The sequence below is a fragment of the Ruegeria sp. N11 genome (genome assembly GCF_056531525.1).
This window is the reverse complement of record NZ_JBQFLX010000034.1, coordinates 1-14,952: the sequence shown is the minus strand read 5'-3', so window position 1 is coordinate 14,952 and position 14,952 is coordinate 1. Positions and strand designations below refer to the sequence as shown.

12 protein-coding genes and 3 pseudogenes are annotated in these 14,952 nt (G+C 50.2%); 3 read left to right on the top strand and 12 right to left on the bottom strand.

The window, feature by feature from the left end; genetic code table 11:
* Positions 1–93: pseudogene (locus tag ACR0J8_RS22970) on the top strand (IS5/IS1182 family transposase); the annotation flags it as partial.
* A 1-nt stretch (position 94) separates the two neighbouring features.
* Here ACR0J8_RS22970 and ACR0J8_RS22965 read toward each other — a convergent pair.
* From ACR0J8_RS22965 to ACR0J8_RS22935, 7 genes and pseudogenes are all read right to left on the bottom strand, one after another.
* Positions 95–1,768, bottom strand: coding sequence for an acetolactate synthase large subunit (locus ACR0J8_RS22965; RefSeq protein WP_480892550.1), 1,674 nt, complete (start codon positions 1,766–1,768; stop codon positions 95–97).
* Positions 1,769–2,230: 462 nt separating this feature from the next.
* Positions 2,231–2,416 (bottom strand): annotated as a pseudogene (locus tag ACR0J8_RS22960) (IS6 family transposase); the annotation flags it as partial.
* Positions 2,417–2,837: 421 nt separating this feature from the next.
* A complete protein-coding gene (locus ACR0J8_RS22955; protein ID WP_480524429.1) occupies positions 2,838–3,245 on the bottom strand; it encodes a universal stress protein in 408 nt (135 codons plus the stop codon).
* 58 nt (positions 3,246–3,303) lie between these two features.
* Positions 3,304–3,753 (bottom strand): phasin family protein, encoded by a 450-nt coding sequence (locus ACR0J8_RS22950; protein WP_480524428.1) that lies wholly within the window; start codon positions 3,751–3,753, stop codon positions 3,304–3,306.
* Between the two features lie 376 nt (positions 3,754–4,129).
* A complete protein-coding gene (locus tag ACR0J8_RS22945; RefSeq protein WP_480892546.1) occupies positions 4,130–4,324 on the bottom strand; it encodes a hypothetical protein in 195 nt (64 codons plus the stop codon).
* A 1,333-nt stretch (positions 4,325–5,657) separates the two neighbouring features.
* Positions 5,658–6,083: pseudogene (locus ACR0J8_RS22940) on the bottom strand (integrase core domain-containing protein); the annotation flags it as partial.
* A 478-nt stretch (positions 6,084–6,561) separates the two neighbouring features.
* Positions 6,562–7,182, bottom strand: coding sequence for a response regulator transcription factor (locus tag ACR0J8_RS22935; RefSeq protein WP_170617481.1), 621 nt, complete (start codon positions 7,180–7,182; stop codon positions 6,562–6,564).
* A gap of 135 nt (positions 7,183–7,317) precedes the next feature.
* Between ACR0J8_RS22935 and ACR0J8_RS22930 the strand changes: the two genes are divergently transcribed.
* The gene (locus ACR0J8_RS22930) at positions 7,318–7,797 is read left to right on the top strand and encodes a molybdopterin-binding protein (RefSeq protein WP_170617483.1); all 480 of its coding nucleotides are present in this window, start codon (positions 7,318–7,320) and stop codon (positions 7,795–7,797) included.
* A 48-nt stretch (positions 7,798–7,845) separates the two neighbouring features.
* Positions 7,846–10,383 (top strand): hybrid sensor histidine kinase/response regulator, encoded by a 2,538-nt coding sequence (locus ACR0J8_RS22925; RefSeq protein WP_480892542.1) that lies wholly within the window; start codon positions 7,846–7,848, stop codon positions 10,381–10,383.
* 1,146 nt (positions 10,384–11,529) lie between these two features.
* Here the strand turns inward: ACR0J8_RS22925 and ACR0J8_RS22920 are convergent.
* The 5 genes from ACR0J8_RS22920 to ACR0J8_RS22900 form a co-directional block, all read right to left on the bottom strand.
* Positions 11,530–12,360 (bottom strand): hypothetical protein, encoded by an 831-nt coding sequence (locus ACR0J8_RS22920; protein WP_480892540.1) that lies wholly within the window; start codon positions 12,358–12,360, stop codon positions 11,530–11,532.
* A 309-nt stretch (positions 12,361–12,669) separates the two neighbouring features.
* Positions 12,670–12,951 carry a hypothetical protein gene (locus ACR0J8_RS22915; RefSeq protein ID WP_480892537.1) on the bottom strand — a complete coding sequence of 94 codons (282 nt, stop codon included), beginning with the start codon at positions 12,949–12,951 and terminating at the stop codon, positions 12,670–12,672.
* 102 nt (positions 12,952–13,053) lie between these two features.
* Positions 13,054–13,377: a hypothetical protein gene (locus ACR0J8_RS22910; RefSeq protein ID WP_480892534.1), complete on the bottom strand. Its 324-nt coding sequence runs from the start codon at positions 13,375–13,377 to the stop codon at positions 13,054–13,056.
* Positions 13,374–13,991 (bottom strand): hypothetical protein, encoded by a 618-nt coding sequence (locus tag ACR0J8_RS22905; RefSeq protein ID WP_480892532.1) that lies wholly within the window; start codon positions 13,989–13,991, stop codon positions 13,374–13,376. Before ACR0J8_RS22905 ends, ACR0J8_RS22910 begins: the two co-directional genes overlap by 4 nt.
* A 26-nt stretch (positions 13,992–14,017) precedes the next feature.
* Entirely contained in the window at positions 14,018–14,734 is a 717-nt protein-coding gene (locus ACR0J8_RS22900) for a hypothetical protein (protein ID WP_480892529.1), read from the bottom strand.
* Between the last annotated feature and the right edge of the window lie 218 nt (positions 14,735–14,952).

Sequence of the window (14,952 nt, the reverse complement as noted above, 5' to 3'; positions counted from 1 at the left end):
GTATTGAGAGGTATTATCTTCATCAATCGCAATGGCCTAAGGTGGCGCGACGCCCCAGCGGCATACGGGCCGCACAAGACGCTCTACAATCAGATTAGATCAAACAAACCTTTTCGGCCAGTTCATCAATCAGTACGCGTTGGTTTTCACTGTAATCAACAGGAAGATCGATCAGATGGACGCCATCAGCTGCAAACGCTTTCTCAAAGGTCAGTACCAGATCCTCAGTTCGCTCTACCCGGTGGCCTGTCGCACCATAGCTTCTGGCATATTCCACAAAATCAGGGTTTTTGAACTCCAGCCCCCAATCTTCAAACCCGGCTTGAGACTGCTTCCAGCGGATCATCCCGTACGAGTTGTCGTTCAACACGGCCACAACCAGATTGAGCCCTAGTCGAACAGCGGTCTCGATCTCCTGACTATTCATCATAAAGCCGCCGTCGCCACATATCGCCATAACGCGACGGTCTGGATAAAGTTTGGCCGCCATCATGGCGGAGGGAAGGCCGGCTCCCATCGTGGCCAGTGCGTTATCCAGCAGGACTGTGTTGGGCTGGTAGGCCTGATAATTTCGCGCGTACCATATTTTATAGATGCCATTGTCCAACGCGATGATATCGCAATCCCGCATAACTTTGCGCGTATCGGCCACAAAACGCTGCGGGATTACTGGGAAACGCGGATCATCTGCACCTGCCGAGATGTGCATGTCGGTTTCCTGTTTGACCCGCTCGAAGTAGCTGCGGTCAAACTCCAAGGGACCGTCAAGCTTCTTTCCCAGCCGTTCAATAGATTGAGCCAGATCGCCAACAACCTCGACCTGTGGGAAATAGACTTGGTCGACCTGCGCGGCCTTGTAGTTCACATGGATAACCTTGGTTCCGCCTTCTTTCATGAAGAAAGGAGGCTTTTCCACCGCGTCGTGACCCACATTGATAATCAGATCTGCCCGTTCGATCGCGCAATGTAAGTAGTCCCCATCGGATAACGCTGCCGTTCCCAAAAACAGATCGGACCGTTCGTCCACCACGCCTTTGCCCATCTGCGTGACAAAGAAAGGAATCTGCGTGTCATTTACAAACTGACTGAGCGCACTGCGGGCGTGTTTCCGGTTGGCACCGGCCCCCAATAGCAGCAAGGGCATTTTGGCTGAGCGGATCATCTCGGCTGCCTCATTCAGAACCGTGTCACCTGCCACGGCATAGTAACGCGGATGAGGTTGCAGGACTGGTTCGGTGGTATCTTCGGCTGCTATATCCTCAGGAAGTTCCAGCAGAACCGCACCGGGTCGCTCCTCTTGCGCGACGCGAAACGCTTCGCGGATTAACGAGGGGATGGTGTTGCCGTGCACAATCTGCTTGGACATCTTGCAGATCGGATCAAACAGACCCACCACATCGATGATCTGAAACTGCCCCTGTTTCGATTTCTTGATCGGTTTTTGGCCCGTTATCATAACCAGAGGCATCCCGCCCAAATGCGCATAAGCTGCGGGTGTGGCAAAGTTTGTGGCACCGGGACCAAGTGTTGCCATGCAAACCCCCGCCTTGCCCGTCAAACGCCCATACGTTGCCGCCATGAATGCCGCCCCCTGTTCGTGACGGGTCAGGACAAGTTCAATCTTGGACGTCCTCAAGGACTCCAACACATCCAGGTTTTCCTCACCCGGGACGGCAAAAACATACTCAACGCCCTCCGCCTCGAGCGCTTCGACCAGCAAATCCGAGGCTTTGGTGAACGACGACGCAGTTTGATATAAAGGGGACATGTTCCCTCCTAAAATCACATTGGGCCGGTCGGTTTGGCTCCACATGCACATGAGTTGTCAGTAATTCAAATAGGATGCGGAAAATTCTGTTTTCAGTGGTTTGCAACCACCGATGCTTGAATTAACGCACCACCATCGAATTTCACCTGCTTTAATTCAATACAGCACGCGCGAAGGATAGCTTCAACAGCAGTACCGGTGTAAAGTAGGCACTGCAAAATGAATTCGAACAAGTATCCGCGCGGCCAATGAAATAGCATTATTTGAAGCGGCCCAAAAAAATTGGACAGTCGGCTCAGATGTGTCCCGAACCTTTGAGGGGATCGCCTTTCCTACATGTCTGCCAAACGGACTTTCCAACTGTTCGCTGCGGAGCGGTATTGCGAGACGATTTGAATGACCGCTCTGCCTACAAAGCGGCAAAGCGCGCAGTTGTTGCACCGGCTTGCACCTGAACTCTTAAGCTAACACCTGGCCGAACCTGTAAAACCAGTATCGGACAGTTTCATGGCTAACATTGATGCCTCGCTCTTGCAGCAAATCCTGCACATTCCGCAAAGAAAGCGAAAATTGGATGTACGAGATCACCGCAAGACGGATGATTTCGGGGCTGGTTTTGAAGTATTTGAACGAGGCAGGTTTGGTCATGGACAAAAGCTACGCAACCGCCCTGCCCCGCTCAAACAAAGCACTTCTGACAAGGCCTCCTGCCGTCCTTCTTTGCTCTCTCTTCTAACGAGAGCACGCAGTAATTTGATCTGTAAAGAGAAAGACTTTGCAGAGCGGTGCGGAACAGAAAAACAGGAATCTGAAGCGGTATCAGAACTATCTGATCTGACAAGGCCGATGGACGAAGGTTTGGAAAGCCCGCGGCCCGCCTAAATCCAAGTTCGCCCTACAAGGCCATCCTTCATTCTAATAAAATCAATACCGCAGTTAAGCTGAAAAAAATGTAGAAAATCTAACCGCAACCCAAGGCTTCCTTGACATAGTTGCCTATTGTCTCACTTTAATTTGGCTCACTAAGTGAGGGACCGCTCCAAAAAGAACACACACCGTTAAACTTGGATCAACGAATTACGTGAACCGAACACTTGGCGTGATGCACGACTCTGTTCGCAGTGGAACCTAGAAATATGTCCTCAAAACCAGGCTTGTGCGAGGCCAAGACGATGCAATCCGCGTCGCTCTCATTTGCGAAATCGACAATAGCCCTGCCCGCATGCCCAGAGATAAGCCGAGTTTCCGCGCATGGAATTTCAGCAGCTGTCTGATGCAAGTTCTCAAGGATCTCATGCCGCGTATTTGCAAGCACTTCGCTTGGAATCTGGGACCCCACATACGCGGGGATAGGCTCTTGGACGTGCACAACAGTAAATACAGCGTCCGCATCAGCCAATTGGTGTGCGGCCTCAAACGATGCTTGGGTGTCGTGCTCTTGGTCCAGTGCAACCGGGATCAGGATGTTCTTGTACATTTGACCTCCTATCTACTTCTCTGATGATTTCAATCTGGTTTAGTCGGCAGCAGGAAATCTAAACCGGCTCAGACTTTGAAGATTTCCCTGCGCTCTTTGTAGCGGCTGCAACATCATCAACTGTTTGCTCAACAGCTTCAGCCTCGGTTTCAGCGACATATGCTGCACAACGGGCCACGGTTTCGAACCATTCCTGCGCGTCAGCAACCAATCGCTCCGTCGAGTGGCGCTGCCATTCCGCCATACTCTGAAGGGCTTTCGACGGTTCCGACGAGTTAGCGTAAGACACTTCACGCGCAGCTTGCAGGGCCGTTCGGACCGCCTCATGTCGCCGCTCGAACCAATGCTGCGCAAAGGCCTCTGTTTCCTCAAGCATTTTTTCTTGCGCGTCCCAGAATTGTTCGATTTGGGCACCGAAGGCCGGATTGCCAGACATGGGCGGCTGCACATTCTTGAAAACGTCCACAAGTGAAGCCGGGTAATTTGACTTGGACTTCTTTGTCGACATCGAAAATTCCTCCTCATTCCCTGATTGACCTATTGTGCCACTTGCGGTGGGCATCCGCCTTAATACAGATCAATATCTCTTATTCTTATGATCCTCGGTTCAGACCGTGTAAGGGTATTCGCATTCGCTCCGACATCAGTTCCTACAAGGCAGGGTCGGAATTTGAGTATTCTAGACAAGAAGTTAACGCTTGGTTTTATGAGCACGTTGCCGTCTTTCTGATTACCCTTGGTGTCCTCATCCTTGCCGGATTGGCGTGCCATCCGCTTGTCTGACCGGGCGCTTGAAAACGGGAGCGCCCCTGAAAGCCGAAGCGGTTTGTATCGTCTTTCTGACAGCGGGTCTTTCGCTATTGCTGGAGGTTTCGTTTCTTTTATCAGGCATGGTTGCAGGCGCAGTTGTCGGAAATCTTGCCCACCATCATGACCGTGCTTTTCATGAGATCGAGCACATTCAATGGCCATTCATCATCCTGTTCTTCCGGTTGGCTGGCGCCACGTTGGATATTGAGGCCTTTGGCTTGATGGGTTGGGCCGGTGCTCTTTTCCTGATCTTGCGCGCCGTGGCACACCTTGTCGGGGGGTTATTGCGGAGCAACCCTACGCCGCGAATGATCCCACCCCTCAGCAGCGCGGATTTTTCTTGCCTGCGGCGCTGCGACGCGGAGCCGGGTCAGGCAATCACGCTAACTAATTATTACTACCACCCTTCGGGGGGCCCGCGTTGCTCTTGTCCCCTCTAGCTAGCTTGCAGCGCGGGCCAACTAGTACCGTTCGTTTTTCTGCTTTACCTGTCTCGCCGCCGCTGATGATGCGCAGCGAGAGTTGAACCTTGACGACCCACAACCGCATAGTTGATTTCGGCGACTGATATGTCAGCAGGACCTTGTGCAAGCAGTTCGCTCGGACTTTTAGTAAGATACCGACATCTACTATGGAATTGCTGACATTGACGCTTCTACTTCCTTCAATCTAGAACAGCACGTCGCCAACTGGTGCGCCGGGGTGGGACCGACTACATCGCTATCAAAATCGGACCTGAAGTACCTCGTTCAAGAGACAGCCGCGGACAGCGAAATCACAACAACGCCGATCAGAAAAAGCCGCATAACGCTGCAACCCTAAACCAAAAAAGTGTTCAACGAGATTGAAGAAAATAGTACGAAATGGCTTCTGAAACAACGCGACCCGAGTGTCGCACACCTCGAACTCCCCGAAAAAAGCGAGTGGACCAGACCGAGAAGCTGATATGCACTGCCAATTACAATCAGATCAAGCATACTACCTGTCACAATTGATAGCTTTGTGATGGGTGGAGCGAGGGGCTGGACGAGGGGGTAAGAGCCAGCCCCTCTCTCACAAGGGGGAATTCCGGAGTGGTAGTAGTGTTCCGTTGAAGACAACTTACCTTGAGCACCCAATCCTCGAAATTGGGGAATTCCCGTAGCATTGCAAAATCTGGCGAAATAGTCTGTTTCCAAAAGGCAAGCAGTAAGTTTCGTAACGAGCAGCGGGCATAATTTTGCCACCATGCAATCCTCTGACCGTGGGTGGCACGCGTTGATTTTTGCGCATTCCGAATATTGCGACCGGTTATGAGCGGGTTGTTGGGTTCGGCGTGCCGCCCCACGAGCCCCAAAAAGCTCGCTGGAGAATTGAATTGCGATTTCTAAATGTCAGAGCACAACCGCATTTTTCATTCCACCGACCCAATTTGAACAACCCGAACAAGTAGCAGTGTGGAGCGGCGCGCCTTGATGAGGGTTTACGATTTCAATGAGGGGTGCGAGTTCGGCGCGTCGCACCATGCCCCAAAAGGTGTACTGAGAGCAGAGGACTATGTCCCCACCAGCCGTTTGCTCAAGCTTTCAGATGTGTAAAATGAACTGCTCCCCTTCGAGTCTGCTAATTTAGGTTAGCTCTGTTCAGGTTTTGGTCTTCCTTTGACCGGTCAGCATATTCGTGTGGCGTCAGGCCCGCGAGGCTAGAAAGAGGTCGGTTGCGATTGTAGTCGGCGCGCAATGCAGCAATCGTGCGACCGGCATGGCGCAGAGACTGGAATAGGTGTTCGTTGAGGCACTCCTCACGCATCCTTCCGTTAAAGCTCTCGACCACGCCGATTTGTATGGGCTTGCCTGGCGCAATGTAGTGCCAATCGACCTTGCGATTTCCTTGCCACTTGCGCATCGCGTTTAAGGTCAGTTCGGTGCCGTTATCTGAGACTACCAGGCAAGGATAGCCACGCAACTCAGCGATCCGATCCAACTCACGGGTGACACGTGCGCCCCCCCAAATGGATGTGTCCACGACGGCAGCCAGGCATTCCCGGCTGTGCACTCTGAGCCTGCCACCTGTACTGGTCCACCGCTATGTTTAGGAAACGGAGGACCATCAATTGCTACTATGCCCGCCCAACCGAGAATGGTTCAATTCGTCTGACGTCCTTTTTTTGAAATCGCACGATCTGTGAGTTTTTTCTCGCTTCAGCTGCGTTCGATTACTATACTAAAGTAGCAATCTGTGAGTGGTTGTGATTTTTAGATTGTTCTGGTCGCTCCTCTACTTGTTAGGTGGAGCGACTAATTCTTTGCTGGATTCCGGGCAGTATCCGTTGATTGGGGCCATTTAGCCAACCCATAAGTGTGCCTTTTGACCTTGTTCTGAGCTAGACAATTCCAAACGTGCCGCAAGAATTTTTGTTAGGTTGAACCAAGACAGTGCCGGCAACTTGATCGCCTGAATGATCGTTGCGCGGGCTGCAATTTGGGTTGAGTATAACATCAAGTCCGTTTGCTTTTATTTGGGCCTACTATCCCCGAGAGTGTGAACTTGACTTGGCAAGCAACGCGGCTTGAGTTCTGTTACTCACTCCAAGTTTTCCAAGTATGTTCGTGACGTGAAATTTTACCGTCACTTCTTTTAGTAGCAGGTCTTGTGCTATCGATTTGTTGGATTGGCCGGATGCAAGCATGTCAAGAATCTGTTGTTCCCGAATTGTCAGGCCATAGTCCTTTGGGAAAGCACCGGGCTGCTTTTGTTGAATGCCTGCTGAGCGCGCGATCGACCTATCTCCGGTTAGTTCATTGATACTGTCGAGCATCAAATCCACTGGCATGGACTTTGGAAAAAAAGCGAGTGCCCCAAGTTCAATGGCTCTGTCAGCAACTTCAGGGGAGGCGACACCGGAAATAATGGCTGTTTTTTGGTCTGGAAAACGTGATTTGAGTCGAACCAGTCCTTCCAGATCGTTCATACCTGGCATCTGATAGTCCAGAATCGCGAGGTCGATGTTTTTGAAGGCAGAAATCACAACATAAGCTTCTTCTGCACTTGAAGCTACCTTTACTTCAAACCCAGCTTTTTCGGCCAGATAGGTGGCCAATGTATCGCGAACCAGTTGATGATCATCGGCAATTAAGATGGTACTCATCAAGTAACGGAATGCCCCCGAGAAAAAACTGTTATGCCACAAGCAACGATCGACCTAGGTTCATTCATTCGCTGTTCGACGCTCGAAGCAGTGACAACGCCACAGTAACATCATGCTTCCAGGGAGGCCAATTCTATGAGTTCAAGAAATTTCCTTAGCATCACTACTGCTGTCGCCTTAGTGTGTTCTTCAACGGTCAGAGCGCAAGACCAAATTCCGTTGACAGTTGTATTTGCCGGAGGAGAACAGAAAAACCTCTCATTGGAAGATCTAGACACAATGAAACAGGTTTCCTTTTCAACTTCAACAATCTGGACAGATGGAGTTAACCAATTCAGCGGTGTTCCGGTTGCCAGCTTGCTTCAATACCTCGATGCCGAAGTTCAACAGCTTAAACTGTCCGCTTTGAATGATTATTCGGTGAAGATACCTGTTGCCGAGCTAGAGGCAGAAGTACCGATTATCGCAACCCGAGTTGACGGATCAACCATGTCGGTTCGCGAAAAAGGACCTTATTGGGTCATGTTTCCATTTGACGATAGGCCCGACTACAAGACTGAGTCGAACTATTCACGTGCAATTTGGCAACTGCAAACAATTGAACTTCTCGAATGAATTACGAAAGTTCCTTGGCTGTCTGGAGAAACTGTTTTGGAGGGTCGAATGATAGGGGGTCTAGCCAGGCTCGTCTTTCCCGCGACTGTTTTGGTTCTTGTGGCAGTCGTAGTTGCCTTGGGAAGAAGCCTTTGGATTGAACAGCGGGCCTTAGCGACTGCCGGCAATGAGAATGCCCAATGGACAGTTCTACAGCTGGATACTGAATTCGCTAATTTGCGATCCGTTTTGCTGGAAGAAGCTTCGCGGTACAGGCCAGACTCTCTGAGAACCGTAATACAAACACAGATCACTTTAAGCCGGATTGATCTTGCAAGCCACGGAATCGCAAGAGACATAATCGAAAGCGATAGCCGTGCATCAGAGTTGCTGGAACAACTAAAAAAGTTCGCCGAGGAGGCTACACGGCTAACTCAAAACTATGATGCACCGGTCAATGTTAGTGAACTCGCCGATTTGGCGTCTCTCTATCAACCGGCAGCACGTGAACTCGCGTTGCTGGGTATTACCATCGGAGCAGAAAGAACGGAGGCTCGTCGGCAAAAGTTTTCATCTGCACTAAGAAACGCTGGTTTGGTCGCTATTTCGGTTGTTTTCGTGTTGGCCGCCGTACTTTTGTTTTTGTACAGATCGTTGCAGATTTCTAGGGAACGCGATCTTGCGCTTCGGGAGACAACTGGCAGATTGGAATCGACGGTTTCCGCTTCTCTCGATGCCATAGTGATCGGCAATGAAAAGGGAGAAATTGTAGAGTTCAATAGCGCTGCGGAGAGAGTATTTGGCTGGAGGAAAGGGGAAGTTCTTGGCAAAAACATCAAGAGCACAATTCTTCCAGGAGCTCATTTTGACCAAAGCGGCAGATTTGATGACAACAAGGGTCCCAACCTGATCTCAGGGCTCACTAAAAGAAATCGGGTTGAGATAGTGGGCACTCGACGCAACGGGGATGAGTTTCCTGCTGAAATCAATGTCACAAGGGTATCGAACGCCGCGGGAGACTTGGTCGCAGTATATCTACGTGACATAAGTGACAGAAAACGTAACGAGCAAGCGCTTTTGGAGGCTAAAGAAAGAGCAGAGCGAACTGATCGCGCAAAATCGCGGTTTTTGGAAGTCATGAGCCATGAGATGCGGACTCCACTAACTGGTATTCTAGGAGTTCTGGACTTACTCAAAACCACAGATCTTACCGAAAGGCAGAACCATTTTTTGGAAGTGGCTGCGGGATCCGGAGAAGTTCTTCTAGAGCAGATTAACGAAGCCCTTGATATTACTAGAATAGAATCCGGCGCTTTGGTTCTCTCACCAGTTTCGTTCAACCCTCACGAAAAGGTATCTCAAGTCGTTGCAGTTCTTGAACCATTGGCTGCCGAGAAGGGGCTGAAGCTGGACTCTGATCTCGACCCAAGCTTGCTTGGTACTTTCATCGCCGACGAAGTACGCTTTGGCCAGATTGTTACAAACCTTGTTGGAAACGCGATCAAGTTCACTTCCACCGGAATTGTCAGTGTCCAGATGAAGTTCGAAGACGCACCGCAGGCTCGAAACTTAGTTTTGACTGTTTCAGATACCGGAGATGGAATTCCTACGGATCAGCTTGAAGAAATATTCGGTGACTACGTGACCCGTGCACCGGTGAAAGGGCGATTATCTAGAGGAGATGGACTCGGACTTTCAATTTCAAGGCGAATTGCAAGGTTAATGGGGGGAGATATCACTGTAGATTCGCATTTGGGGCACGGAAGTCATTTCACTCTCAAGCTTCCTCAGATGAAAGTGGAAGAACAGCCGCAAAACGTGCTTGAAGACGATCATACAGCTTCAAATTTCACCTTGCCCAACACCAAAAAACTAAGCGTCCTTGTCGTCGAAGACAACGTCGTCAACAATTCAGTCTTGTGCGAAATGTTGAATAGCTTGGGCCACAGAGTCCATTCTGCGACCTCTGCGGCCGATGCATACAAACTGGCAACAAGTATGCGGTTTGACGTTATTCTCATGGACGTTGGTCTACCGGACATTGACGGATGCGAACTCACCAAAATGATCAGGAATTCCAAGGGAGTGAATAGATTTTGTCGGATTCATGGTCTGTCTGCTTATAACGAAGAGGCGCTCCTAAAAAAAGCCTTGGCCGTTGGAATGAACGGTTACACGACCAAGCCGATTCGCCTGAGTGATCTCAAGAGAGTCTTGCTGGGGGAGCCCATATATTCAAACACTAGGCAGCCTAGCACTCCTTTAATCGACAGTAACATTCTCCAAGAGCTGGGTGGTACCTTAGGTGCAAAGCAAATGCGAAAAGCTATTTTGGATTTCTTCCAAGAGATGTCAGATTTCTTTTTACAACATGAGAGGATCACCGATTTAAGCGAAAGAAGTGAGCTTTCCTCCCACTTGCATAAGCTAAATGGAGCCGCTGCATTGTTCGGTTTTCGCTCATTGACAAAATCAATCGAGACTACGCGAATAACTGCCACGAAGGCTGATGTGGCCTCTCTAGAGATCGCCCTTGGTAGACTAAAGAAAGACACAAAGGACACTCGCGAACAGGTTGATAGGCTACAGTTTCCACAATCTCTTTAAGTTTCCCAACAACAGTAGGGACCTTGTATGAACTAGCAATACTTAAGGCCAGCAAAGTGTGTGCAAGTCTAGCCTAATTGGTAGGTTGAGAAAGTCGTGAGATCGAAAATAATGGGATGTGAATTTCAAAGTTTAGAGCGATAACCACTCACTGGAAAAACGCTATCGTTCTAAGCCCGCCGGCTCCGCTCGGCGGGCTTTTCTATTTGTACAGCACTGTCTAAATTGGAGGAGCAAGGCTTTGCAGGATTAGCCTCGTAGAAAATCTCCGGGGACGGAAATGCTTTTCGGACGCTGAACACAATTGATTAGTTCAGTCGGGGATGTTTGGCCATGATGATCGAGCAGAGACTGAACTGGTCCGACGCAATTGACGTCGTGAAGGGTATGATCGAAAACAGGTTCGCTCGGTGACTTAGAATGATAGTTATGAATTTGTAGGTTTTTTGGCTTAGCCTCTTTGAACCTTGCGCTCTCACACTTTGTCCAAACGCGCAGGCCTTGAGAAATATTTCTCAACCATCAAAAGGGTGGCTAGTAGGGTGGATAAAAATTAGCAAAAACATATTAACTTATTGTTATATTTTGGATAAATTAGGAGTTTTGGTGCCCCCACACGATTTCAAGCCAAAAAACACCGATCATCAAAATCCATTATTTTCAGCGACTTAATCCAAAAATTCCCCCGCCGTCAGGCTTGAAAGTGTCCTAATGGCAGGGGTTTCTGTGTACTAATTAGGAGGGCTGATTGCCCGCTTACTGATCAAGAAACTCCACCCAAGCACGATAAGCCGCACTGTAGTGACCGCGCTAAATCAAGCCAACTCGCTTACCTTCGATCTCTTCGACCGCTGCGGCCATTTGATCAGGCAGCACCCTTCGCGTGTAGCCATCATCTGGCTGTCCGAAATACTCTCGCGCCAATCCTCGGGCGACGATACTAAAGTGGCTTGGCTAGTGCTGAAGAACAAAGACGTCTCCGCGCCAAGATCAGCAGTGGAGCTATTTCGCTGCCTTTACGGAAGCATCATCGAAGTTAGTTTTGTACGTTTGCAGTTTCTCATGTCTGACGAGCCTAGTCGAGTACGCACTGACGCTCTATCTCTGGTCGCTGAGTATCCAAATTGATGAGTCTCACAAGGAAGTCTATTCCGCTTCAACATTCAACTCTGTCGCTTCACGAGTTTGAAAATCGAAATTCTGAGTAGTGCCACCTAGGTTGGATTCAACCGACCCGTGCCTAACCAAATCGGTCCAAATTAGTCGATATGTAGTACTTTCGTTTCCATCCAATGTGATCTGGTATTCTATGGTCTCTGCTTCTTCCAGCCGTTGTCCTGTTTGCCGCCGAAGCTCATTCTTTATTGAAGAGCGAAGCAGCTCAAGTTGCTCGACTTTCAAACCTACGTCAAAGCTTTTTAGGTCAGTCTGGTGCTGAACAATTTCAACTGACCTTCTGATTGTGCGAGAACGCTTTATACTAATGGTTACTCCCGAAGGAACTTGTACAACCTCTACTGCGGCTTCCTCGCGCTTAAGAACCGATTCGACCACCACATTGGGCGGCTGATCTACATCAAGCCGGTCGAAGAACTCGAGGAAGCTCTTTACTTTATGGCGGCAAGAGAACTCGATAGGCGCTTCCTCAAGACATTTTCCTCCGCGTCGAGAGACAAAGTCCTTGAATACTTCGTCAAACAAACCGTCCAACGTGCTTGGGAAGTTTGCCTCACATACCACATAGATTGTGGGATCGCGGTAAATTACGATAAAAAAGGATGCCGAAGAAGGATTTAGAATAGATGCTAAACCCCACGAGTAAATCTTAAAGTTGACAATCGGAAGCCCATAAATGGGGGTCCATAGTGAAGCAGAATCTGCACTGAACCCTTTTTGTTTTATCCACTTTTTTACAGGCGACGTTAGCTCCTTAACGTCACAACTCGACAAATTATACCGGCGTAAAGTCCACTCCATCAGTTTTATCAAAATGACTTTTGCTTATTCTCTGTGACGTTAGTTCAAGCCTTCGGGTTAAGCAATAAGATACTGAATTCAACGTTGTGGCTTGGCGGCAGCGAAAGCAAGTCGCGTCCTGAATTCAAACGTTTCCGTACTTCATTTCCATTTCGCTGAGGATGCCTCGCGACACCTTAGCCGGAATCGGCACTTGCGATTGAACAGTCTGCGGATACAGCAGAAACGATAGAAGCCCTTTTGGTCGTCGGTGCCTCTATCCCTATCTCTACATTCAGCGCGGGAAGGATGAGGGGTAAGCTAATTGGATTATCCTTCGAATTGGGGAACTCCTGCCCGCAACAGTACAAGGTAAGAACGGTTGAACTCATCGCGGGCTGCGGTCTTTATGCGTTCAGCAAGGTCGAGGTTAGCTTTGGCTTCAACGTAGTCCAAAGCCGTCACCTTGGCGTCGGCCTCGGAACCGTCAAACTCAGCCATTCGGTGAGCTACGGCTTCAATCTCAACGCGGGAATCAGACGCCCTCAGACCAGCCTCTAGGAGTTCCTTATGGGCTGCCCCTAGGGCGGTGATCATATCTGTATAAGTCATTGTGATTTCTCTCTGAGACCCAGAACGCAGAGAGACACCAAGCAACCACCACGGGGTAAACCGTAGCAGCCGCTCAGGGCCTCTTCAGGGGCGTGTTAAGGGTCAGTTGATGGTAGTGGTCGGATAGGACGCGTCGTCCTCATCCTCGGGGAACTCAGGAAGGTCACCAAGGGCTTCATCTAAGGCGTTACTCTGTCGTGCCTTCTCTTTGGCATCGGCCTCTTCAGCCTCACGTTTCTTGTCCTCTGAGTTGAGGAACCTGTGGGCTTCTGCCAGCCAGCTAGCCTTAGGTTCAGAGCGAGAGATGACCTCACCAGAGGCGGGGTCAATTTCCGGGACGCCGTATGTCAGGCCATCGAGGAATTTCTCTCTCAACAGAACCCTGATCTGCTCAACGCCCTCATAGTGGTCGTCACGCTCACTCATTTGGCACTATACGCTTTCCGCTTGGACTTAGCCGTCAGGGATGCAACCTGCGCTTCAAGCTCTGCAATCCGGTCCTCGTCAGTCTTCTGAATTTCCATGCCCTTGGACGTGTCCGCATCCTGAACGGCTGCCTGTCGAGCCATCGCAGCACGAAACTCATTCAACTCGCGGTTCTTGGCTTTCTTGGCTGCCGTTACGGCCTCAGCCACGGGGTCAACTGGGGGTTCAACCTCAGCGTATGAATAACCGAAGTTAGGGTTGTTCTCACATCCGGCTGGAATTGTGCCAGACGCCCGCAGGACCACATTGCCACGGCGTTCGAAGTGAAACTCGATTTCCTCAGGCTTACGGGTAACATACACAGCCTTACGAGCCGCCTCTTCGGCATCCTTTGCGCGTTGGTTCACGAGTTCCTTAAAGGCGTCCATAGCCACGGCCTCGTTGCCTCCTGCGCGCAGACGCTCTTGTTTCAGCCGTTCTGCCGTGGCTTCAGCTTCCCTAGCCATGCTTTCGGAAAGCTCTTTAGCAGCGACGTCATAGGCTTCGCGCTGGGCTTCTGCCTGAATGTCATATGAGCGTATACCTTGCGGCAGGAATTGGTCTTGTTCATTCATGGTTAGATTGTCCTTTTGGGGTTAGTTTAGGAGGTGGCTTTGTCCAGCACGGCTTTAACGCCTGTCATGGAGCCATCAGTGAGGAATTGGCCAAATGCGGCCTGTGCTTGTGCGTAGAGTTCGGGGTCGTTGGCCACGACATGCTCAAGCATATTCAGGTCGTAACCAGCGGCGGTGATTTGCTCAGCGAGATAATCCCGACCGTCGTCGATATAGTCGGCAACGTCGTTCACTGCAGCTTCCACTTGATCAGCGCCCGCATCACCTAACGCGGCGCGTATGGCGTCCACGTCAATCAGCCCATCTTCCATTATGGCCTGTCCAACGATTTCAGCGGTGCCTTCTTCACCTAGAGCATCAATCAGATCGTGGGTAAGCTCCGTGTTCTCCTCACCCAGCAGTTCATCCAAGTCTTGAGGACCCAATGCATCGCTAAGGTCACCTTCATCATCGCCATCAGAGGCATCGTTAGTGACTTCCTGTGGGGTTGCCTGAAGTTGCTCTTTGGTGATCAGACCAGCGGCCAGAGCTGCCTCAATGGAAGTGCGGCTAGCTGGGTTGCCGGGTTCGACTTCCACGGTTGGGATGCCGCCAAAGCTATGGATGGTCGCGGCGATGTTGGTGGGTGCCGTAGGTGCTGCGTTTGTGAACTCGCTGCCACCTGTAACGCTACCTTCAGCTTTGATGCCTTGGGTAACAGCGTCCAAGTTTGAGACGTCAATGATATCTGAACGCATATCCATGTTCGTATCCTTTCTCTGTTGGATTATGCCCGTGCTTTTTCTCGGGCGATGCGGTTGAAGTTCTGGCGTTTGCGCTTGTTGACGTCCTGCTTGATTTGCTCGACTTGTTCAGGAGCGATCTTGCCAGTGTCTAGCCCCCTCGTTCGGCACCACTAAATTGAGGTTTCTCTAATAAGGTTTCAGGCACAGGTGGGCGCATGTTCAGAGCATGATGTGGC

Excerpts from the sequence above, each read along its gene's own strand:
- ACR0J8_RS22965 (WP_480892550.1), bottom strand. The coding sequence starts at position 1,768 with ATGTCCCCTTTATATCAAACTGCGTCGTCGTTCACCAAAGCCTCGGAT.
- ACR0J8_RS22955 (WP_480524429.1), bottom strand. The coding sequence starts at position 3,245 with ATGTACAAGAACATCCTGATCCCGGTTGCACTGGACCAAGAGCACGAC.
- ACR0J8_RS22950 (WP_480524428.1), bottom strand. The coding sequence starts at position 3,753 with ATGTCGACAAAGAAGTCCAAGTCAAATTACCCGGCTTCACTTGTGGAC.
- ACR0J8_RS22935 (WP_170617481.1), bottom strand. The coding sequence starts at position 7,182 with ATGAGTACCATCTTAATTGCCGATGATCATCAACTGGTTCGCGATACA.
- ACR0J8_RS22930 (WP_170617483.1), top strand. The coding sequence starts at position 7,318 with ATGAGTTCAAGAAATTTCCTTAGCATCACTACTGCTGTCGCCTTAGTG.
- ACR0J8_RS22925 (WP_480892542.1), top strand. The coding sequence starts at position 7,846 with ATGATAGGGGGTCTAGCCAGGCTCGTCTTTCCCGCGACTGTTTTGGTT.
- ACR0J8_RS22920 (WP_480892540.1), bottom strand. The coding sequence starts at position 12,360 with ATGGAGTGGACTTTACGCCGGTATAATTTGTCGAGTTGTGACGTTAAG.
- ACR0J8_RS22915 (WP_480892537.1), bottom strand. The coding sequence starts at position 12,951 with ATGACTTATACAGATATGATCACCGCCCTAGGGGCAGCCCATAAGGAA.
- ACR0J8_RS22910 (WP_480892534.1), bottom strand. The coding sequence starts at position 13,377 with ATGAGTGAGCGTGACGACCACTATGAGGGCGTTGAGCAGATCAGGGTT.
- ACR0J8_RS22905 (WP_480892532.1), bottom strand. The coding sequence starts at position 13,991 with ATGAATGAACAAGACCAATTCCTGCCGCAAGGTATACGCTCATATGAC.
- ACR0J8_RS22900 (WP_480892529.1), bottom strand. The coding sequence starts at position 14,734 with ATGGATATGCGTTCAGATATCATTGACGTCTCAAACTTGGACGCTGTT.